Raw genomic sequence first — 18948 nt, 5'->3', positions numbered from 1 at the left:
ACGCCGGTGCTACCGTGGGGGGCATGACGAGCACCACCCCACGAGGGCTGCTGGCGGCGCTGCTGCTGCTGGCGGCAGGCTGCGCCTCCGACAGCGGCGCGACGCGCGAAGGCAACACGTCGGATGCACGCGTGCAGGAGCTGGAGGCGCGCAACCAGGAGCTGCGCGAGGAGCTGCGCCGCAAGCAGGCGGAAATCGAGCAGTCCTTCGCCGCCGCCACCCAGGCGGAGGCCGCCGCCGGGCTGCGCGGCCTGGACTGCGCGGGCGTCACCCCCGCCAGCGCTCCGGCGAAGGGCCAGCCGCGCTCCGGCACCGTCCACTCGAAGGTGAAGCTGAGCCACCGCGCCTTCCAGATGACCCCGAGCTTCTCCGCCGCCCGCACCGCCGGAGGCTGGAAGGTGTCGCCGGGCAACTGCCAGGTGTCCGCGCAATGAGCACGCGAATGAAGCGGGGTTCCGCGTGGGGGCTGCTCACCGCCGCCGTGCTGCTCGGCGCCGCGGCGCTGCTGGGCGGTTGCGCGGCGGACCCGCGCGTGCGGATGAAGTCGCTGCGGGAGGAGAACGGGCAGCTCACCCGTGACGTGCAGGCCGCCGACCAGGCCGTGCAGGCCTCCGCCTCGTACCTCGCGGAGCTGCAGTCCCCGGCGAAGGCGGGTGGGGCCTTCTCGCTCTACTTCACGCCCGAGGCGCTGGACCGGATGGCGGCGCAGATGGTGCCGTACCGGATGCCCGGCCGCGACTTCAACAGCAAGCTCCAGGGCGAAATCGTCGTGGAGCGCGTGACGGACTTCCAGTTCCTCTCCCGCAACCGGCTGCGCTGCAAGGCGCACATGCGCGGCGAGAAAATCAAATACACCGGCAACGTGCCGTCCTTCGCGAAGGGCCAGGTGAAGGAGTTCGAGCAGGCCGTCACCAAGGGCGCCATCGCCGACATGGAGGTGGAGCTCAAGCTGGAAGGAGCCCGCGTGCTCGCCCGCGCCCAGGCCACTGACATCCGCCTCAAGGCGAAGCGCGACTCCAGCGCGGAGAGCCGCCTCCAGAGCGAGATGAACAGCCGGGCGCTGCGCCTGCCGCTGGTGTTCGACATGACGCTGCAGGCCAGCGGCGCCGTGCCGCGCCGCCTCCTGGTGACGGGCAACCACGTCGTCGTCACCTACGCCCCGTAGTCCCGGCGGGCGCTCAGCCCGGCCCACCGGCCGTGGACTCCCGGGCGGCGGAGCCCTGCGCGGGTACGGTGTCCGGCTGCCGGTCCACCTCCTCGGCGGGGAAGTTGCCCGCCGCGTCCAGGTAGCGCCGCGGCTGGATGAGGCGGCGCTCGCGGCGCGTGAGGCCCTCGGGCTCGAGGAGCTGGGGCTCGGCGCCCGGGGCACGCTCGACGCGGTGCCCGTCGCAGAAGAGCCACCCGGTGCGGCCGTCCGGCTCCTGGCGCGCGTAGTACACGTCCGGCCGTCCCACCTGGGGCTTCTCCGGGCACCACGTGGCGCGCGCGGACGACTCCCGCTGGGGGGCCTCCTCCTTCCACTTCGTCCGCGCCTCGCTCAGCGCCGCGGCCGCCAGCACAGTGGGCACCTCCTCCAGCCGGGTGCTCGCGGCCCGCAGCAGCTCCGCGCCCCGCCGGGAGATTTCAGGGAAGGCCCCGGAGCGGCGGAAGCCACACTGCTCCAGCGCCGCGAGCGTGCCCCGGTGCACCTCCATGACGGGCGGAAGCGTCCGTGTCGCCTCCTCCGCCAGCGCTCGCGCCTGCTCCGAGCCGCCCAGCTGCTCCGACTCGCGGAGGAAGCGCGCGAGCAGTCCGTTGACGGCCGTCAGCTCGTCCGCCAGCCACCGGGGCTCCGCGTCGCAGGGGCTGGCCTTCGCCCCCGCGTAGTCCCGGTACTCCGCTCGCGCCATGCCCAGCGCATACCGCTTCATGGGGGGCGCGGGCCTCCCCGCGCAGGCGCAGAGCGCCGCCCCCAGGCCCAGGACCATCAGCCGCCGCATCGTTCCCGCCATGCTCCGGAGTCTGGCATATCATTTGAGCACAAACAAACCGCCGGAGGATGGCAGCCCGAGGTGCGCGGGGGCTTGCGAGGAGGGCAGGCGGCCTGACGGACTCCGTGCGCGCCCGCCATGTCACGACTGTGTGACAGGGGTGCAAAGACGAGGTGAGCAGGCGACGGGACTCCTTGTGACGTGACGTCGGGGCGTTTCACAGTGGTGACCGACGATGCAGGGGAGAAACCGCCGATGTGGAAGGTCCAACTGGGGTGTCTCGCGCAGGCGCTGCCGGAGGCGTGCGGGTGTGGCGACGGTGCCTCTTCGCGTGAGACGGGCTCCACCGGACGCGCCTTCGAGGAGACCTTGAGGTCCTCTCATGAGGCGCGAGTCGGCACATGAAGCCCAGCGTCCTCATCATCATCGGGTTTCTCGTCGCGGTCGGCGGGGTCTTCTATCTGACCTCCCAGCGCGGCGTGGGCTCCCAGGGCGGCCCCGCCCCTCGGGGCACCGAGCCGGCCGCGCGCGGCGAGGTGACGGAAATCTCCTTCCTCTACAGCACGGAGAAGAAGGACTGGGTGGAGTCCGTCGCGGCGTCGTTCCAGCGCGAGCACCCGGACATCAAGGTCAACCTCGTGGGCAGGGGCTCGCTGGAGGCGGCGCAGGCCATCCTCGACGGCCGCGAGAAGCCCACCGTGTGGAGCCCCGCGGACAGCGCGGTGCTGCGCATGCTGGAGGCGGACTGGGCCACCGAGCCCTCGCGCGGGCCGCTCTTCGCCACCGACGGCGAGGGGGCCCCGCAGCCGCTGGTGATTACGCCGCTCGTCTTCGTCGTCTGGGAGGACCGGGCAGAGGTGCTGCAGAAGGCCAACGAGGGCAGGGCCGTGTCGTGGAAGGCCATCCACAAGGCGGTGGCCAGCGACCAGGGCTGGCCCGCGATTGGCGGCAAGCCGGAATGGGGCTTCGTGAAGCTGGGCCACACGGACCCGACGCGCTCCAACTCCGGGCTCCAGGCGCTGCTGCTGGCGACGATGGAGTACTACGACAAGCGCAGCGGCCTGACGGTGGGTGACTTGCTGGACCCGAAGTACCAGCAGTGGGTGAAGCAACTGGAGAAGGGCGTCACCCGCTTCGAGACGTCCACGGGCACCTTCATGACGGACATGGTCCGCTTCGGCCCGTCCAAGTACGACATCGCCGTGGTGTACGAGAACCTGGCGATTTCGCAGATCTCCAATGCGCAGGGCCGCTGGGGCAACCTGAAGGTCTACTACCCGGCCCTCACGCTGTGGAGCGACCACCCCGCGGCGGTGCTGCAAGGCGACTGGGTGACGCCGAGGCAGAAGGCGGCGGCGCTGGAGTGGCTGCGCTACCTGCGCAGCCGGCCCGTGCAGGAGCGCGCGCTGGCCTTCGGCTTCCGGCCCGTGGACCCGGCGGTGCCGCTGAAGACGCAGGACGCGGGCAACCCCTTCACGCGGCTCGCGCCACACGGCATCCAGGTAGACGTGCCGCCCGCGGCGGAGGTGCCCGAAGGGCCCGTGGTCCGCAATCTGTTGACGATGTGGTCTCACGTGGTGGCCGCGTCCCGGTAGCGGGCGGGCGGCCAGTGTCCGCTTTCGGGCGTACGGCCTCGTGAGCATCTCTGATGCGGGCCCGCGGCCCTCGTCCTGGGAGCGGGGAAGACGTCCTGGGCCGGCCCTCACATCGGCCCGGAATGCGCCCCATCCAGGTGTCCGTCCCTTCGTAGGCCGAGCAACCGGACGGTGCGTCAGGGAGCGTCCCTGGCCGCACCGTGCGTACGCCGTCACCTTCGCCGGGGGTGGATGGGAGGGGTACACATGACACCTGGTCTGTATGTGAAAAGAAGTGTCGTGGTGCTGTGTCTGGGACTGCTGGCGCTGGTCCCCCGGGCAGAGGCCTTCAGCGACGCGGACGCGGTGAGGGTGATTGGCTTCGCGCGCACGCAATTGGCGGACACCACGCGGGAGATGCCGGACGCGACGTGGTCTCCCAAGGCGGGCCTGTCGGACGGCACGTGGAGCCGGGAGCCCAACACGGACCTCATCGAGTGGACGCAGGGCTTCTTCCCCGGGAGCATGTGGTTCATGTTCCAGGTGGGCAGCGAGCCCCTGTGGAGGGACCGCGCGGACCGCTGGACGCGGCCGCTGGAGCTGCAGAAGACGAACCGGCAGACGCACGACCTGGGCTTCAAGCTCTTCCTCAGCTTCGGCAACGCGTACCGGCTCACCGGTAACACGTACTACCGCGACGTCCTGCTCACGGCCGCCGAGTCGCTCGCGTCTCGCTACAACTCCCAGGTGGGCATCATCAGCTGCTGCGACTGGAACTCCGCCTGGCAGGTTCCGCTCGTCACCGACACGATGATGAACCTGGAGCTCCTGCTGTGGGCGTCGCAGAACGGCGGTCGTCCGGAGTGGAGGACGATGGCCGTCAACCACGCGCTCCGGACGCTGCAGGACGCGGTGCGCGCGGACGGCAGCTCCTTCCACTACGTGGACTACAGCCGCACCACGGGGGCCATCCGCTCGAAGGGCACCTTCCAGGGGTACTCGGCCAGCTCCACGTGGGCGCGCGGCCATGCGTGGCTCATCAACGGATACACCATGGTGTATCGGTACACGGGTGACGTGCGGATGCTGGAGGCGGCGCGGAAGGTGACGGACTGGTACCTGGCCCGGCTGCCGGCGGACATGGTGCCCAACTGGGACTTCAACGCGCCCAGCATGCAGAAGGACTCGTCCGCGGCGGCCATCGTCGCCTCCGGGCTGCTGGAGCTGAGCAGCCTGGAGACGGACGCCACCCGCAGGACGCGCTACCGCGACGCGGCGCTGCGCATGCTCGACTCGCTGGTGTCGCCCGCGTACTTCGCGGAGGGCACCAACAGCCCGGGCCTGCTGCTGCACGGTGTGGGGCACCTGCCGGCGGGGCGGGAAATCAACACCACGCTCATCTACGGCGACTACTACTTCCTGGAGGCGGTGCTGCGCTTCAACCCGAAGCCGCCGTACCCCTGGTACTCGAAGACGTCCTTCTTCCAGAGCCAGCACCTGCTCGGCACCACCAACACCGGCGTGCGCACCATCGAGTTCGACATCAATCCACGTGCCTTCCCGCAGGACGGCACGGTGGGCTACGCGGACAGCTCCACCGAGATTGCCGGGTATGGAAGCCTGCCGATGACGGTGCGCATGAACACGAGCGGCTACTTCGACGTGCGCAACGGAGGCGGCTACGCGGCGCTCACGCGGGTGCCGTACGCCTCCGGGCAGACGTACCACGTGCGCATCCTCGTGGACCTGCCGGCGCAGCGCTACAGCGTCTGGGTCCGCCCGCCGGGAGGGAGCGAGATTCGGATTGCCGACCGCTATGTCTTCCGCACCGGGGCCCCGGCCATCAATGACGTCGGCCGCGTGTCGGTGAGGACGGTCATCGAGGACAGTGACTTCCGCGTGCTGCGGCACACGGTGGTCGCCGGCTCGACCGCGACGGCGGTTGCTCCCGAGCCCGAGGCCGAGGTGCTCCCGGCCCTGCTGCTGGACAGCGTGGGCGGCTTCGAGCGGGACGAGGCGGCCCGGGAGGACGGCGAGGGTGGGACGCCACTGGAGGGCGACGGGCCTCCGGGCGCGGTGGAGGACGCCATGTCCCCGCCGGACACCGCGCCCACCCCGGCGCCGGACGAGGGCGTGCCCGACGTACTGGGGAACGAGGGGCCCGGGGGCTGTGGCGTCACGGGGGCGGCGGCGCTCCCGCTGGGCCTGCTCGTGCTCGCGGGTCTGGCACTGCGCGGGAGGCGCAGGCGCGCGTCGCGATGAACCCGAGCCGAGCCCGGCCTCCCGCCGCGAACCGCGAGCGGAGGAGGGCGTGCCTTGGCTTCACACCTCCAGGATGAATCCGGCCTCCCTCCGCGACGTGCGCGCGGAGGGAGGCCGCGCCGTCTCAAATCATCCCGTCCCAGCCGGCGTCATGCCGACGGAAGGTGTCGCGGATGGCGTCGACGAAGTCCGCGGGCAGCGGGCCCTGCTCCAGCGTGCGCAGGTTGCGCCGCAGGTTGTCCAGCCGCCCGGTGCCCACGATGCAGGTGGACACGCCGGGCACGTGCGCGGCGAAGCGCAGTGCCACCTCGCTCCAGTCCAGCCCGCGCGAGTCCAGCGCCATGGTGCGCATCCGGTGCCAGTACTCGCCAAGGTCATGCGCACCGGGGCGCTCCGCGAAGCGCCAGGGCGCGTTGCCCAGGGGCCGCTTGGCGATGACGCCCACGCCTTTCTCCCGGGCCCAGGCCACGCCCCGGTCGATGGCGCGCTGGTCGAACAGGTTGACGGACGTCTGCACCACGGTGAAGGCGCCCGTGCCCAGCGCGTACTCCAGCGCGGCGTTGTCTCCGGAGTAGGCGGCGGCGCGCACCTTGCCCGCCTCCACGGCGCGCACCAGGGCCTCAATCAACCCGGGCCGCTGGAGCACGTCCACGGGGCACGAGTGGAAGTGCACCACGTCGAGCACGTCGGTGCGCAGCCGCTGGAGGGCCTGCTCCACGCCCCGGGTGATGCACTCGGGCGTCCAGTCCTCCACACCGGGCACGCCGTAGCCGCACTTGGTGGAGAGGACGAGCTCGGAGCGGCGGCCGTGCAGGTGCCGGCCGATGCGCTCCTCCGACAGCCCATAGCCGGGCGCCGTGTCGACGAGGTTGATGCCCGCGTCCAGCACGCCGTGCAGCAGCGCGGCGGCGTCCGCCTCTGCGAGGTCCGGACTGCCCACGTGCCCCGCGCCAAAGCCGAGCACGGACACGTGCAGTCCCGTCCTTCCCAGGGGACGACGCTCCATGGAACCTCCTCGCGCGGCCCCGCGGGGGCGCGCTCCAGGTGAGGTCCCCAGCATGGCACGGCGTCAGCGGCCTCCGCGCGCCGCCAGGTCGATGAAGCCGCGAATCCAGATGAGATTCACCGCGTGGCACTTCGCCAGCGGCGTGGGCGTCGTGGTCTCCAGCGTCGCCGCGTAGGGGACGCCCTGGCGCGTGTACCAGTCGGTGATGCTGCCATCGTGGTACTCGATGAGGCCGTCCGCGTCGGTGACGTTCACCTCGTCCACCTTCTGGTTGCGCACCACGGTGACCTGGCGGGCCGCCGCATCCACCAGCGGGCGGTAGGCATTCTTGTCCCCGAAGGTGTACGCGTACGTCGCCTCGCCGCCCAGGTAGTTGTCCTGGTGGATGTCGAGCGCGGCATGCGGCGGCGGGAAGCGCGCCAGGTCCGAGCGCACCGCGCGCGTCTCCTTCGGGCCGCCGTCGAACAGCACCCAACGGAGGATGGGCTGCGGGCGGCTCAGCTCGCCCTTCCACTCGCCGGGCGCCACTTCGTAGCGCATGAAGTCGTTGTTGGGTTTCTCACCGCTGCGGTTGTAGCGGGTGCCGTCCTCGAAGCCGGAGGGGTTGATGCACGGGTAGACGCGCAGCCCCACGTTCCGCTCGCGCGCGTAGGCCACCACCTCCGGGAAGTGCTCGGCCAGCGTCAGCGGGCCGGCGGGCTCCTCCCCGTGGAAGCCGGAGGTGATGACCAGCCAACGTTCACCCGGGACGGTGAGCCGGAAGAGGGGGTACTCGAGGCCCCCTTCCGTGACGCGGCCATACTCGGCCACCTCCGCGAGCGTCACGAAGGAGCGGATGCGCTGGGCATAGTCGGTGTAATTCACGGCTTGAAGCTATCCGTGTCGCACCCGGCCGCCCACCCATTCCCACCTCGGTACAGGGCCGGGGCGTTCAGTGCTCCACGGCGCCCGGGCCCGTCCTGGGTGACGGGCCCGGCCGGGCGTTCACTTCACGCCCGTGCGCTGACGGAACTCGGTGGCCAGCTCCTTGCGCTGCTCCGGCGTCAGCGTGCCGTGCACCTCCAGCGCGGCATCCGTCATCTTGTGGGCGAAGGCGCGCATGGCGTCGATGCGGGCATCCACCAGCGCGTGCAGCTTCTGCGCGTCCGGGTTGTCCGACGCGAGCTGGGTGAAGGCCTCCGCGCGCGCCCCGTGATGCTCCTCCATGAGCTGCACTCCGTCCTCGAAGAGGCGGTCCTTCACGGCGTTGATGGACTGGCGCTGCGCCTCGGTGGCGTCCAGGTCCTCCAGCTTGTCGTTCAGCCGCCACGTCACCATCTGCTTGATGCGCTCGGGGTTGTGGCCCCAGCCATGGCCGCCGCGGAAGGCGAAGCCGCTGAGGAGGAGGACGGCGAGGACGGCGGAACTGGCAATGGCGAGCTTCTTCATCATGGCACTGTCTCCAGGGGCCTGAAGGGCCCGGAAGGGGTTGTCGACAGTGCTCAATGTGCCGGTCGCCCGTTTCGTGCGTCTGTACGGGGCGTGAAGAAGTGTGAAGGCGAAGGCGGGGCTCAGCGCCGCCCCTGGACGCGAGGGCGGTGTGACACCGGCCGCTCGCGGGCCAGCACCTCGCGCAGCGAGCGCACCACGTCCGGATGCAGCTCGCTGATTTCGCGCGCTTCCTCCGGGTCCGCCACCACGTCGTACAGCTCCACCTTCACGCCGCGCGGCGTGGGCAGCTCCAGCAGCTTCCAGCGCCCCAGGTACACGCCCCGGTGCTTCGCGCGCTGCACGGGCGCCTCCCACTCGGGCTTGAGGGTGATGTCCCCCGAATCCGGTTCCACGGTGGCCGTCTCGTAGACCCAGGGGTAGGGGATGCGCACGCGCTGGTAGGGCTGGCCGTCCCTGTCACTGAACCACAGGTCCGTCTCCACCAGCGCGGGCGCATCCGGCAGCGTCACGCCCCGCGCGCCCGGCCGGACGAGCGGCGCCAGCGAGCGGCCGCGGAAGCTCTCCGGCGCGGGCACGCCCAGCAACTCCAGCAGCGTGGGGGCCACGTCCAGCGAGCGGGCGCGCTGCTCCACCGTGGCCCCTTGGGCCACCTGTCCCGGCATGCGCAGCACGAAGGGGATGCGCAGCGCGGCGCCGCCCCACAGGTGCTCCCCGTGGCCCACGCCCCGGTCCGCCTCCGCGAGGTGCTCGCCATGGTCCGCGAGCACCACCACCAGCGTGCGCTCCCACAGCCCGCGCTGCTCCAGCTCCGCGCGCACGTCGCCCACCAGCCCGTCGAAGGTACGCACCGCCGCGTCGTAGTTGGCCACCAGCGCCTGGACGTCCTCGGGCGTCGGCGGCGGCTCGCCCGGAGGCGCCTCCATCCGGGGCGTGGTGCCGAAGCGCCAGGGGCCCGCGTAGTCCGGCGCGACGAAGCGGCCCTCCTCGGGCCAGGGCGCGGCGTAGGGAAAGTGCGGCGTGGAGCCGAAGACGACGAGCGCGAAGGGCGCGTCGCGCGGCAGCCCGTCCAGCGTGCGCCGCACGCGGCCGAGCAGCGGGGCCGGGTCGGTCAGCTCGGGGAACTGGCCACGCTCGGGAAAGAGGCCGGGCACGAGCGCCGTCCACGGCAGCAGCGCCACATGGGTGATGAGCATCCGCTGGCGGATGAGGTCGGGGAACAGGAAGGAGGGCGCCTCCACGTGCTGGAAGCCGAAGTCCAGGCGGGAGAAGTGGTCGCCCGCGTAGTCCGCCACCACCGCCGTGCGCCAGCCCGCGCCATTGAGCGCGGTGGCCAGCGTGGTGAGCGGCTGCGCGCGTGCGTCGCGCCCCACCAGCGTGTGACGGATGGGATGCTCTCCCGCCCACTGCGAGGTGAGCAGCGTCGTCCACGAGGGCGCGGTGCGCGGCACCTGCACCACCGTCTCGCGGAACTGCGTGCCCTCTCGCAGCAGCCGGTCGATGTTGGGCGTGGTGGGGCGCGGGTAGCCGTTGCCGGAGAAGTGGTCCGGCCGCAGCCCGTCCGCGGAGAGGATGACGAGGTTCCACCGCCCCGCCTGCTCCTCGGGCATGGCGGGCGGAGGCCCGGCCCGGACCCGCCCGCCCGTCACCAGCAGCACCGCCACCGCCAGGGCTCCGCCCACGGCCACCACCTGTCCGCGGACCCGCCACGTCGCCCGCGCGAGCAGTGCCATGACAGCGAGGGCGGGCAGCACCGCCGCGGCCCCCTGGTACATCCGGGGCGGCGTGCCGCTCACCGCCAGCAGCAGCCACCGGGTGACGGCCGAGCGCTCATACAGCGTGGCCGCATACAGGTGCGGGTGGTGCGCCAGGTCCCCCAGCACCAGCAGCCCGTCCACCGCGAGGCAGGCCAGCGCGCTGCCCCAGAACACCGCCCGGCGGCCCGCGCCCAGGGCCCACAGCCCCGCCCCCAGCAGCGTGCCCAGGGCCAGGCCCACCCCGGTATAGGCCGCGATGAGCCGGGCGACCTGCCACAGCACCACCTCGCGCCACTGGCTCCACACGAAGTCGGTGACGACGCGGCTCTCGTTCCCCTGGTAGCCCAGCCTCATGTTGAACACCGCGCACACGGTGTAGAGCGCCAGGAAGGCGAGCAGCCCCGCCCGGCAGCCGAGCAGGAGGGCGCGGGCAGGGGTGGGGCGGTCCGCGGAGGCCATGGCCGTTTCACCCTGGGCATCGTCGAGCCCGCGCAACACCCCGAAATCGCACCGGAATGCGCATGACTGGACGCTTGGACGGCCGCACGGGGGCGGGCGCCGGCAGGCCCGCGTCGTTACTTTCTTCGCCCCCGCTTCCGCCCATGGCAGAAGAGGCTCCAGGGCCGATTTATCGGCTCCGCCGTCGCCTACCTCCAGAGTCTCGATACTGGACTGGCGAGCAGGGGAGCGCAGCCCTAGTGTTCAGCATCTCTCCTCCTGGAGTGGCACGAGCCCATGTCTTTCACCCACCTCCACCTGCACACCCTCTACTCGCTCCTCGATGGGGCGATTCGGATGAAGGACCTCATCAAGACGGTGAAGGAGAAGGGGATGACCAGCGTTGCCGTGACGGACCACGGCAACATGTTTGGCGCCATCGACTTCTACAAGAAGGCCAAGGACGCGGGCATCAAGCCCATCCTCGGCATGGAGGCCTACGTCGCCGGCCCCAAGGGGCGTGAGGACCGCTCGGAGAAGGTGTCCCACCACCTCATCCTCGTGGCGAAGAACGCGGAGGGCTACGCCAACCTCCGCTACCTCTCCTCCACCGCGTACATGCAGGGCTTCTACTACCACCCCCGCATCGACAAGAAGGTGCTGGCCGAGCACAGCAAGGGGCTCTTCGCCCTCACCGCGTGCCTCGGCGGTGAAGTCACCAGCGCGTGCTTCCGCGGCGACATGGACCACGCCCGCCGCGCCGCGCAGGAGTACAAGGACATCTTCGAGCCCGGGCACTTCTTCCTGGAGGTGCAGTCCAACGGGATGCCCGAGCAGGAAAAGGCCAACGAGAACCTCAAGCAGCTCTCGCGGGACATGGACATCCCGCTGTGCGCCACCGCGGACGCGCACTACATCAAGCGCGAGGACGCCCGCGCGCACGAGTTGCTCATGTGCATCGCCAGCGGCAAGACGCTGGCGGACGGCAAGCGCATGAAGCACTCCACGGACAAGCTCTACGTCACGAGCCCCGCGGAGATGCTGGAGGCCTTCAAGGACATCCCCGAGGCCGTCCACAACACCCAGCGCATCGCCGAGCAGTGCAACCTGGAGCTGAAGCTGGGCAAGCCCATGCTGCCCACCTTCAAGGTGCCCGACAGCCACACCCCGGACAGCTACATGGCGGAGCTGGCCTACGAGGGCCTGCGCGAGCGCTTCCAGGAGCTGGCGGCCACCGTCACGTACCCCATCGACCGCGAGGTGTACCTGGACCGCCTGAAGCTGGAGATTGGCGTCATCCAGAAGATGGGGTTCAGCGGCTACTTCCTCATCGTCCAGGACTTCATCAACTGGGCGAAGAAGCAGAACATCCCCGTGGGGCCGGGCCGTGGCTCCGGCGCCGGCAGCCTCGTGGCCTACGCGCTGCGAATCACGGACGTGGACCCCATTCCGTACAACCTCCTGTTCGAGCGCTTCCTGAATCCGGAGCGCGTGTCGATGCCGGACTTCGATATCGACTTCTGCCAGGACCGCCGCGACGAGGTCATCAAGTACGTCGGCCGCAAGTACGGCGAGATGAACGTGGGGCAGATCATCACCTTCGGCTCGCTCAAGGCGAAGAGCGTGCTGCGCGACGTGTGCCGCGTGTTCGCGCTCCCGTTCAGCGAGGGTGACCGCATCGCCAAGCTGGTGCCCGAGGTCCTCAACATCACCTTGAAGGAGGCCATCGAGATGGAGCCTCGCCTCAAGGAGATGATGGAGACGCCCACCAACCTCGGCGAGGTGGAGGGCCGCCCCGTCACCACCAAGGACGTGCTGGAAATCGCGCTCGCGCTGGAGGGCCTGCACCGCCAGCCCGGCATGCACGCGGCCGGCGTCGTCATCGCCGACAAGCCGCTGTGGGAGTTCGTGCCCGTCTACCAGCCGCCCGGTGAGAAGACGCTCATCACCCAGTTCGCCAAGGACGAGGTGGAGGCGGCGGGCCTGGTGAAGTTCGACTTCCTCGGCCTGAAGACGCTCACCGTCATCCAGCACGCGCTGGATCTGGTGAAGCGCAACCACGACAAGGACATCCCCCGGCACGAGATTCCGCTCAACGACGACAAGGTCTGGGAGCTGATGGCCAAGGGCGACACGGCCGGCGTCTTCCAGATGGAGTCGAGCGGCTTCACGGAAATGGTCGTGAAGCTCAAGCCGAACTGCTTCGAAGACGTCATCGCCGCCGGCGCGCTCTACCGCCCGGGTCCGCTGGACTCCGGCATGGTGGACGTCTTCATCAACCGCAAGCACGGCCGGGAGAAGGTCTCGTACCCGCACCCCGCGCTGGAGCCGGTGCTCAAGGACACGTACGGCGTCATCGTGTACCAGGAGCAGGTGATGCAGATTTCGCAGGTCCTGGGTGGCTACACCCTGGGCCGCGCCGACCTGCTCCGCCGCGCGATGGGCAAGAAGAAGGCCGAGGTCATGCAGGCCGAGCGGGCCGGCTTCCTCGAGGGGTGCGCGAAGAACAACGTCGACCTGAAGGTGGCCGGCGAAATCTTCGACCTCATGGAGAAGTTCGCCGAGTACGGCTTCAACAAGAGCCACTCGGCGGCCTACGGCCTCGTCACCATCCACACGGCGTGGCTGAAGGCGCATTACCCGTGCGAGTTCATGGCGGCCCTTCTCTCTTCCGAGAAGGACAACACTGACAAGGTGGTGAAGCACATCAGCGAGGCGCGCGAGTCGGGCCTCGCGGTGCTGCCGCCGGATGTGAATCAGTCGGACCTGCACTTCGGCGCGGTGGAGGGGAAGATCCGCTTCGGCCTCGGCGCCATCAAGGGCGTGGGCGAGGGCGCCATCGAGTCGATTCTGGAGGCGCGCAAGGACGGCCCCTTCAAGAGCCTGTTCGACTTCTGCGAGCGCGTGGATGGCCGCAAGGTCAACCGCAAGGTGCTGGAGGCGCTGGTGAAGGCGGGCTCCTTCGACTTCGAGAAGCGCCCGCGCCGGCAGATCTTCGACACGATTGAGAAGGCGATGAACCGCGGCTCGGCGAGCCAGAAGGACAAGGCCGCGGGGCAGAGCTCGTTGTTCGGCATGCTGGCCGGCCCGGCCTCGGGCGGCAGCGGGCTGAAGGACGAGTACGTGCAGGTGGAGGAGTGGACGGAGAAGGAGCGGCTGGCCCTGGAGAAGGAGGCCATCGGCTTCTACGTGTCCGGCCATCCGCTGCACCAGTACGACAAGGAGCTGAAGCGCTACGCCAAGCCCATCACGGCGGTGCAGCGGGCGCGCAAGGACGACAAGCTCACGGTGGCCGGCGTCGTCACGGTGCTGCGCGAGCGGCCCACCAAGACGGGCAAGCGCATGGCGTGGGTGACGATTGAAGACCTGTCCGGCTCCATCGAGCTGGTGTGCTTCCCGGGCAAGGACGGCACGCGCAACGTCATGGGGCGGGATGGCAAGTGGTCCAAGCAGGGCCCCAAGCCGGGCTTCGAGAACTGGGAGCACCTGCTCAAGTCGGATGACCCCATCCTGGTGTCGGGCACGGTGCAGATCAGCCAGCGCGACGAGGAGTCGCCCACGCCGGAGCTCATCGTGGACGACATCCAGAGCCTCAAGTCCGTGCGAGAGAAGCGCACGAAGCGGCTGGAGTTGCGCGTGCCCGCGGACCTGCTCACCGAGGAGCGGGTGGCGAAGCTGCAGGAGCTGGCGAAGAAGTACGCGGGCGCCACGCCCGTGGCCGTCAGCGTGCTCTTCCAGGGCGAGGGTGAAGCGCTCATCGGCAACACATCCATCAAGGTGCAGGTGAATGACGACCTGCTCCACGCGGTGGACCGGCTGTTCGGCATGCGGGTGGTGGAGTTCGGCTGACCGCGGGCGCCGCATCTGGTCAAGTGCCGTCCAGCTCATCTCCGCGGGAGGAATGAATGGACGGCACGTACAAGTCACTGCGCATCGAGAAGGGTGAAGGCGTCGCCGAGCTGGTGCTCACCGGCCCGGGCAAGGGCAACGCCATGGGCCCCGACTTCTGGCGGGAGATGCCCGAGGCGCTGAAGGCCCTGGACGCGGACGACAGCGTGCGCGTCGTGCTGGTGCGCGGCGAGGGCAGCCACTTCACCTACGGCCTCGACTTGATGGGGATGATGGAGTCCCTCGGGCCGCTGCTCACCGCCGAGGGCAACCTGGCGCTGGAGCGCACGAAGCTGCTCAAGCTGATTGGTGAGATGCAGCAGGCCACCGAAGGCATGGCCCGGTGCAGGAAGCCCGTCATCGCCGCGGTGCACGGCTGGTGCATCGGCGGGGGCATGGACCTCATCGCCGCGTGTGACTTCCGGTACTGCTCGCAGGAGGCGAAGTTCTCCCTGCGCGAGGTGAAGGTCGGCATCGTCGCGGACCTGGGCGCGCTCCAGCGGCTGCCGCGCATCATCGGCGAGGGGAACACGCGCGAGCTCGCCTACACCGGCGGCGACGTGGACGCGGCGCGGGCTTTGCGCATGGGGCTGGTGAATGAGGTGTTCCCCACGCCCGAGGCGCTGCTCACGGAGGCGCGGGCCACGGCGCGGCGGATTGCGGACAACCCGCCGCTCGTCGTGCAGGGCGCCAAGCAGGTGATGGAGTACTGCGCGGACAAGTCCATCGCGGACGGGCTGCGCTACGTGGCGGTGTGGAACTCGGCGTTCCTCCAGTCGCATGACCTCACGGAGGCCTTCTCCGCCTTCGCCGAGCGCCGGCCTCCCCGCTTCCAGGGTCGTTGAGACTCGCTCCAGACAGAGAGAGAGGAGCACGCATGGCACCGCGTCGGTTGTTCGAGTACCGCGTCGCCCAGTCGCAGGAAGGGCGGATTACGTTCATGGATGGTCAGTGGGCGGGAAGCATTCCCCTCCAGGAGGCATCCCGGCATCCCAAGCCCTTCGAGTACTGCGCCCAGGTGCCGGAGTGGCTCCAGGCCCAGGGGCAGAGGGGCTGGGAGCTGGTGTCCGTCACCGTCGAGGGAGCGGGCGGGCAGAACCTGACCCGGCTGTACCTGAAGCGCGAGCTGGACGTGGACTGACGGGGTGGGGGGCTTCCGCGAGCGTGCCGTCGATGCGAGGATCTCCTCATCATCATCGTGCACGTGCAGCGGGAGCCTGTCTCACATGACGGAGAGCATCGCGTTGCTGGGGTATGGGCGCTTTGGTCGCGCCCTCTCGGGGTTGCTGCTCGAAGCAGGCGTCCCGCACCGGGTGCATGACCCACGGCAGCCGGAGGTTCCCCCGGCGCTGCGCGCGGACTCGCTCGCGGAGGCGGTGGACGGCGCGAGCTTCGTGGTGCTGGCCATGCCGGTGGGGGCCATGCTCGCGGTGCTCCAGGAGCTGCGCCCGCACCTGAAGCCCACGCAGACGGTGCTCGACGTGGGGAGCGTCAAGGTGAAGCCGGTGCAGGTGCTGGCCTCGGTGCTGGGCCGGGACATTCCCTGGGCCGGCACGCACCCGCTCTTCGGCCCCGCCAGCCTCGCGCGGGGAGACAAGCCCCGGCGCACCGTGGTGTGCCCCAACGCGCTGCACCCGGACGCCGTGCGGCGGGCCCGGGAGTTGTTCGAGCGGCTGGGGTGCGAGGTGACGGAGATGACGCCGGACGAGCACGACACGCTGATGGCGCGCACGCACGTGCTCACCTTCTTCCTGGCGCACGGCCTGATGCGCGCCGACGCGGGGAAGGACCTGCCCTTCGCGCCGCCGAGCTTCCTGCCCATTGCCCGCCTGGTGGAGTACGCGAGCCAGGAGGTGCCCCACCTGCTCGGCGTCGTGCAGTCGGAGAACCCCTACGGCCGCGACGCGCGCCTGGGGCTGATGGACGCGCTCACCCGGCTGCACCTGGAGCTGGAGGCCTCGCGGACCTCGGACCGCCTCGCGGCCTCAGAGGCCCTCCCCACGCCCCCCGGGCTGGCGGAGATTCGCGAGCGCATCGACGGGCTCGACCGCGAGCTGGTGGAGCTGCTGGAGCGCCGTGCGCGCCTCGTGCAGGAGGCGGCCCGGGTGAAGGCGGAGCACGGCCTGCCCCTGCCGGACCTGGAGCGGGAGGCCAGCCTGCTGAACGTCCGGCGCCAGTGGGCGTCGGAGCAGAAGGTGGACGCCGACGCGGTGGAGGACGTGTTCCGCGCCGTGCTGCGCTTCTCCCGCCGGACGCCCCAGGCCTGAGCCGGGCCGCGCTCCGCGGCGGTCAGACCATCCGGCCCGAGCGCGCGTCGGTGTAGCGCCCCTGGTCGACGAACACGCGCCCGTTCACGATGACCTTCTCGAAGCCCGTGGCCCGGCGGATGTAGCGGCCTCCTCCTCCGGGGACGTCATCAATCATGTGCTCCTCCCCGCGGGCGACCGTCTCCGGGTCGAAGAGCACCAGGTCCGCGAACTTCCCCTCCGCAATCACGCCGCGGTCCGGGATGCGGAAGTCCCGCGCCATCTCGCCCGTCATGCGGTGGATGGCGCGCTCGAGCGTGAGCTTCCGGTGCTTTCGCACGTAGCACTCCAGCATGTACGTGGAGTCACCCTCTCCGGAGAACTGGGCGATGTGCGCGCCCGCGTCGGACCCACCCACCTTCACGGAAGGGTGGTTCAGCATGTGTCCGACGATATTCACGTTGGCGTGAATCGCATTCCTCCAGTCGAACAGCGTCGCGAGCCCATCTCTCAGGCTGACGTCCAGCAGCACGTCCGTCATGGTGCAGCCCTCCTCCTGGGCGATGTCCCAGAGGTTGCGGCCGACGTAGCCCTGGTTGTGCGGTGAGTCCGTCTTGCGGACGTGGATGCAGCGGAACAGGTTCTCGAAGGGCCGCGTCTCCTCGTGGAGCGCCTGGCGGAGGGTGCGGTCGGCGAACCCCGCGGCGCGCTCCGGGAGGCCCCGGGCCATGATGGCGGCCCACGTGGGCATGTAATAGGCCACGAGCCAGGCCCTGTTCAGGGTGAAGGCCAGGTCCAGCGGCCGCACCTGGGTCTCCAGGGCGATGTTGGCGCCACGCGCCCTCAGCGCGTCGACCTTCTCGAGCTCCGCCACCCACTGCCCTGGAGTGACGGGGTTCTCCATGATGCCAAGGACCGAGCAGAACACGCCGGACTCGAGGGCGAGCGCCCCGAGCTCGTCGAGCTGCCGCAGCCGCGTCTGGGTATCCAGCAGGTCGATGTTGCACTGCACGTACGCACGCTGGTGCGCCGAGACGACCCGGGCGAGCGCGATGCGCTCCCGGGCATCCGCGAAGCCGCTGGCGACCGGACGGTCATTCTCGTCGTGCAGGTGCCCGTAGGACAGCGAGAGGCCGAACCCTCCGCCGGAGAGCGAATCGGCGAGCACCGCGCACAGGTTGTCCAGCTCGGCGTCCGTCGCCGGGCGCTCCTGGGCGGCATCCCCCATGACGAAGTGCCTGAGCGTGGAGTGCCCCACCACCGCCCCCGCATTGATGCCGAGCCCCGGCTTCACGAAGTCGACGTACTGCCCGAAGCCCTCCCAGCAGTAGGGGACCGCGGCCGCGAAGAGCTCGGGCCTCAGGTCCTCGATGCGGTTGAACATCCGGGTCATCTTCGAGACGCCGGGGCCCTTCACGGGCGCGAGGCTGAGCGAGCAGTTCCCCATCACCACGGTGGTCACCCCGTGCTCCGCGGCCGGGGAGGCCGTCTTGTCCCAGCACAGCTGCGGGTCATAGTGCGTGTGCACCTCGATGAAGCCCGGGGCCAGCACCTTCCCCGTCGCATCCACGACGCGCTCGGCTTCGAGCTGCCTTCCCGTGCCGACGTAGGCGATGCGCTCTGCGGCGACACCGACGTCACCGACGAACTCGGGCCCGCCCGTTCCATCGACGATGCGGGCATTCTTGAGCAGCAAGGACAGGGTCATTTCTCCATCACCTCTCTGGGCTTGAGCGCCTTCATGAAGCCGACCAGCTCCTGTCCCCGGGGATTGGTGCTCTGGTCCAGGCGCTGCATGATTGTCTTCTGGTCCTGCTCGCTGCGGTTCTGGCTCAGCTTGAAGCTGCCCTCCAGCCGGCCCACCTGGAACTCGAAGGCGACGACGCCGGGGAGGAGGCGATTCATGACCTCTTCGTTCTCGTCCGGGTTCCAGGGTGTGTCATTGCCCCGCTCATGTTTCAGGGAGAGCAGCCGCAGGAAGCGCAGCACCTCCCGGGGCTCCGTCAGGACGCGGGGCGTGCCGTAGGCATGGACGGCGGCGTAGTTCCAGGTGGGCACGTTCGGCGCCGAGTACCAGGCGGAGGACACATAGGCATGGGGCCCCTGGAAGATGAGGAGCGCTTCGCCTGCCGCGGAGAACGTCTGCCATTGCGGGTTGGCCCGGGACATGTGGCTCAGCAGGGTCATCCGGCCATCCATGGCCCGCCCGACGAGGAAGGGCAGGTGGCTGGCCATGGGGACGCCGTTCTGCAGGGTGACCAGCGTCGCGAAGTTGTACTGCTCCATCAGCGCGAACAGCCGGGACTCGTCCTGCTCGAGGAAATGCCTGGGAGTGTGCATGGTGGCGCGTGTCCTTCCTGTCTGGTTTGGGGGGAGTCT

At 70.0% G+C, this 18948-nt stretch carries 15 protein-coding genes; 8 read left to right on the top strand and 7 right to left on the bottom strand.

Translation table 11 applies throughout. From position 1 onward, the window contains the following. Positions 1 to 23: 23 nt before the first annotated feature. Together ACX9TP_RS37545 and ACX9TP_RS37540 are read left to right on the top strand one after the other, a co-directional pair. Positions 24 to 434: a hypothetical protein gene (locus ACX9TP_RS37545; protein WP_482975471.1), complete on the top strand. Its 411-nt coding sequence runs from the start codon at positions 24 to 26 to the stop codon at positions 432 to 434. Positions 435 to 442: 8 nt separating this feature from the next. Further along, the gene (locus ACX9TP_RS37540) at positions 443 to 1165 is read left to right on the top strand and encodes a hypothetical protein (protein WP_482975470.1); all 723 of its coding nucleotides are present in this window, start codon (positions 443 to 445) and stop codon (positions 1163 to 1165) included. 13 nt (positions 1166 to 1178) lie between these two features. Here the strand turns inward: ACX9TP_RS37540 and ACX9TP_RS37535 are convergent, their stop codons facing one another. Further along, positions 1179 to 1910, bottom strand: coding sequence for a hypothetical protein (locus ACX9TP_RS37535; RefSeq protein WP_482975469.1), 732 nt, complete (start codon positions 1908 to 1910; stop codon positions 1179 to 1181). Between the two features lie 461 nt (positions 1911 to 2371). Between ACX9TP_RS37535 and ACX9TP_RS37530 the strand changes: the two genes are divergently transcribed. Next, the gene (locus tag ACX9TP_RS37530; protein ID WP_482975468.1) at positions 2372 to 3565 is read left to right on the top strand and encodes a substrate-binding domain-containing protein; all 1194 of its coding nucleotides are present in this window, start codon (positions 2372 to 2374) and stop codon (positions 3563 to 3565) included. 246 nt (positions 3566 to 3811) lie between these two features. Then, complete coding sequence (locus tag ACX9TP_RS37525; protein WP_482975467.1) at positions 3812 to 5806, top strand: alpha-12C2-mannosidase; 1995 nt, start codon at positions 3812 to 3814, stop codon at positions 5804 to 5806. Positions 5807 to 5930: 124 nt separating this feature from the next. Here ACX9TP_RS37525 and ACX9TP_RS37520 read toward each other — a convergent pair whose 3' ends face one another. The 4 genes from ACX9TP_RS37520 to ACX9TP_RS37505 form a co-directional block, all read right to left on the bottom strand. Then, positions 5931 to 6812: an aldo/keto reductase gene (locus ACX9TP_RS37520; RefSeq protein ID WP_482975466.1), complete on the bottom strand. Its 882-nt coding sequence runs from the start codon at positions 6810 to 6812 to the stop codon at positions 5931 to 5933. Between the two features lie 63 nt (positions 6813 to 6875). Then, on the bottom strand, positions 6876 to 7676 hold the full coding sequence (locus tag ACX9TP_RS37515; RefSeq protein ID WP_482975465.1) for a M14 family metallopeptidase: 801 nt from the start codon (positions 7674 to 7676) through the stop codon (positions 6876 to 6878). Positions 7677 to 7796: 120 nt separating this feature from the next. Beyond that, the gene (locus ACX9TP_RS37510; RefSeq protein WP_482975464.1) at positions 7797 to 8243 is read right to left on the bottom strand and encodes a Spy/CpxP family protein refolding chaperone; all 447 of its coding nucleotides are present in this window, start codon (positions 8241 to 8243) and stop codon (positions 7797 to 7799) included. Between the two features lie 119 nt (positions 8244 to 8362). Continuing rightward, on the bottom strand, positions 8363 to 10456 hold the full coding sequence (locus ACX9TP_RS37505; RefSeq protein WP_482975463.1) for a sulfatase family protein: 2094 nt from the start codon (positions 10454 to 10456) through the stop codon (positions 8363 to 8365). Between the two features lie 276 nt (positions 10457 to 10732). Here ACX9TP_RS37505 and dnaE point away from each other — a divergent pair, with 276 nt between their 5' ends. The 4 genes from dnaE (at position 10733) to ACX9TP_RS37485 (ending at position 16590) form a co-directional block, all read left to right on the top strand. Continuing rightward, positions 10733 to 14284, top strand: a complete 3552-nt coding sequence (gene dnaE, locus ACX9TP_RS37500) for a DNA polymerase III subunit alpha (protein ID WP_482975462.1) — start codon at positions 10733 to 10735, stop codon at positions 14282 to 14284. A 56-nt stretch (positions 14285 to 14340) separates the two neighbouring features. After that, entirely contained in the window at positions 14341 to 15168 is an 828-nt protein-coding gene (locus ACX9TP_RS37495; RefSeq protein WP_482975461.1) for a crotonase/enoyl-CoA hydratase family protein, read from the top strand. 32 nt (positions 15169 to 15200) lie between these two features. After that, positions 15201 to 15464 carry a hypothetical protein gene (locus tag ACX9TP_RS37490; protein ID WP_482975460.1) on the top strand — a complete coding sequence of 88 codons (264 nt, stop codon included), beginning with the start codon at positions 15201 to 15203 and terminating at the stop codon, positions 15462 to 15464. An 85-nt stretch (positions 15465 to 15549) separates the two neighbouring features. Further along, positions 15550 to 16590 (top strand): prephenate dehydrogenase/arogenate dehydrogenase family protein, encoded by a 1041-nt coding sequence (locus ACX9TP_RS37485; RefSeq protein ID WP_482975459.1) that lies wholly within the window; start codon positions 15550 to 15552, stop codon positions 16588 to 16590. Between the two features lie 22 nt (positions 16591 to 16612). Here the strand turns inward: ACX9TP_RS37485 and ACX9TP_RS37480 are convergent, their stop codons facing one another. Continuing rightward, the gene (locus ACX9TP_RS37480) at positions 16613 to 18277 is read right to left on the bottom strand and encodes an N-acyl-D-amino-acid deacylase family protein (protein ID WP_482975458.1); all 1665 of its coding nucleotides are present in this window, start codon (positions 18275 to 18277) and stop codon (positions 16613 to 16615) included. Beyond that, positions 18274 to 18909: an FMN-binding negative transcriptional regulator gene (locus ACX9TP_RS37475; protein WP_482975457.1), complete on the bottom strand. Its 636-nt coding sequence runs from the start codon at positions 18907 to 18909 to the stop codon at positions 18274 to 18276. Before ACX9TP_RS37475 ends, ACX9TP_RS37480 begins: the two co-directional genes overlap by 4 nt. Between the last annotated feature and the right edge of the window lie 39 nt (positions 18910 to 18948).

The organism is Pyxidicoccus sp. M15 (assembly GCF_056858435.1).
This window is presented reverse-complemented; position numbering and strand designations above follow the sequence as displayed.

Excerpts from the sequence above, each read along its gene's own strand:
- ACX9TP_RS37545 (WP_482975471.1), top strand. The coding sequence starts at position 24 with ATGACGAGCACCACCCCACGAGGGCTGCTGGCGGCGCTGCTGCTGCTG.
- ACX9TP_RS37540 (WP_482975470.1), top strand. The coding sequence starts at position 443 with ATGAAGCGGGGTTCCGCGTGGGGGCTGCTCACCGCCGCCGTGCTGCTC.
- ACX9TP_RS37535 (WP_482975469.1), bottom strand. The coding sequence starts at position 1,910 with ATGAAGCGGTATGCGCTGGGCATGGCGCGAGCGGAGTACCGGGACTAC.
- ACX9TP_RS37530 (WP_482975468.1), top strand. The coding sequence starts at position 2,372 with ATGAAGCCCAGCGTCCTCATCATCATCGGGTTTCTCGTCGCGGTCGGC.
- ACX9TP_RS37525 (WP_482975467.1), top strand. The coding sequence starts at position 3,812 with ATGACACCTGGTCTGTATGTGAAAAGAAGTGTCGTGGTGCTGTGTCTG.
- ACX9TP_RS37520 (WP_482975466.1), bottom strand. The coding sequence starts at position 6,812 with ATGGAGCGTCGTCCCCTGGGAAGGACGGGACTGCACGTGTCCGTGCTC.
- ACX9TP_RS37510 (WP_482975464.1), bottom strand. The coding sequence starts at position 8,243 with ATGATGAAGAAGCTCGCCATTGCCAGTTCCGCCGTCCTCGCCGTCCTC.
- ACX9TP_RS37505 (WP_482975463.1), bottom strand. The coding sequence starts at position 10,456 with ATGGCCTCCGCGGACCGCCCCACCCCTGCCCGCGCCCTCCTGCTCGGC.
- dnaE (WP_482975462.1), top strand. The coding sequence starts at position 10,733 with ATGTCTTTCACCCACCTCCACCTGCACACCCTCTACTCGCTCCTCGAT.
- ACX9TP_RS37495 (WP_482975461.1), top strand. The coding sequence starts at position 14,341 with ATGGACGGCACGTACAAGTCACTGCGCATCGAGAAGGGTGAAGGCGTC.
- ACX9TP_RS37490 (WP_482975460.1), top strand. The coding sequence starts at position 15,201 with ATGGCACCGCGTCGGTTGTTCGAGTACCGCGTCGCCCAGTCGCAGGAA.
- ACX9TP_RS37485 (WP_482975459.1), top strand. The coding sequence starts at position 15,550 with ATGACGGAGAGCATCGCGTTGCTGGGGTATGGGCGCTTTGGTCGCGCC.
- ACX9TP_RS37480 (WP_482975458.1), bottom strand. The coding sequence starts at position 18,277 with ATGACCCTGTCCTTGCTGCTCAAGAATGCCCGCATCGTCGATGGAACG.
- ACX9TP_RS37475 (WP_482975457.1), bottom strand. The coding sequence starts at position 18,909 with ATGCACACTCCCAGGCATTTCCTCGAGCAGGACGAGTCCCGGCTGTTC.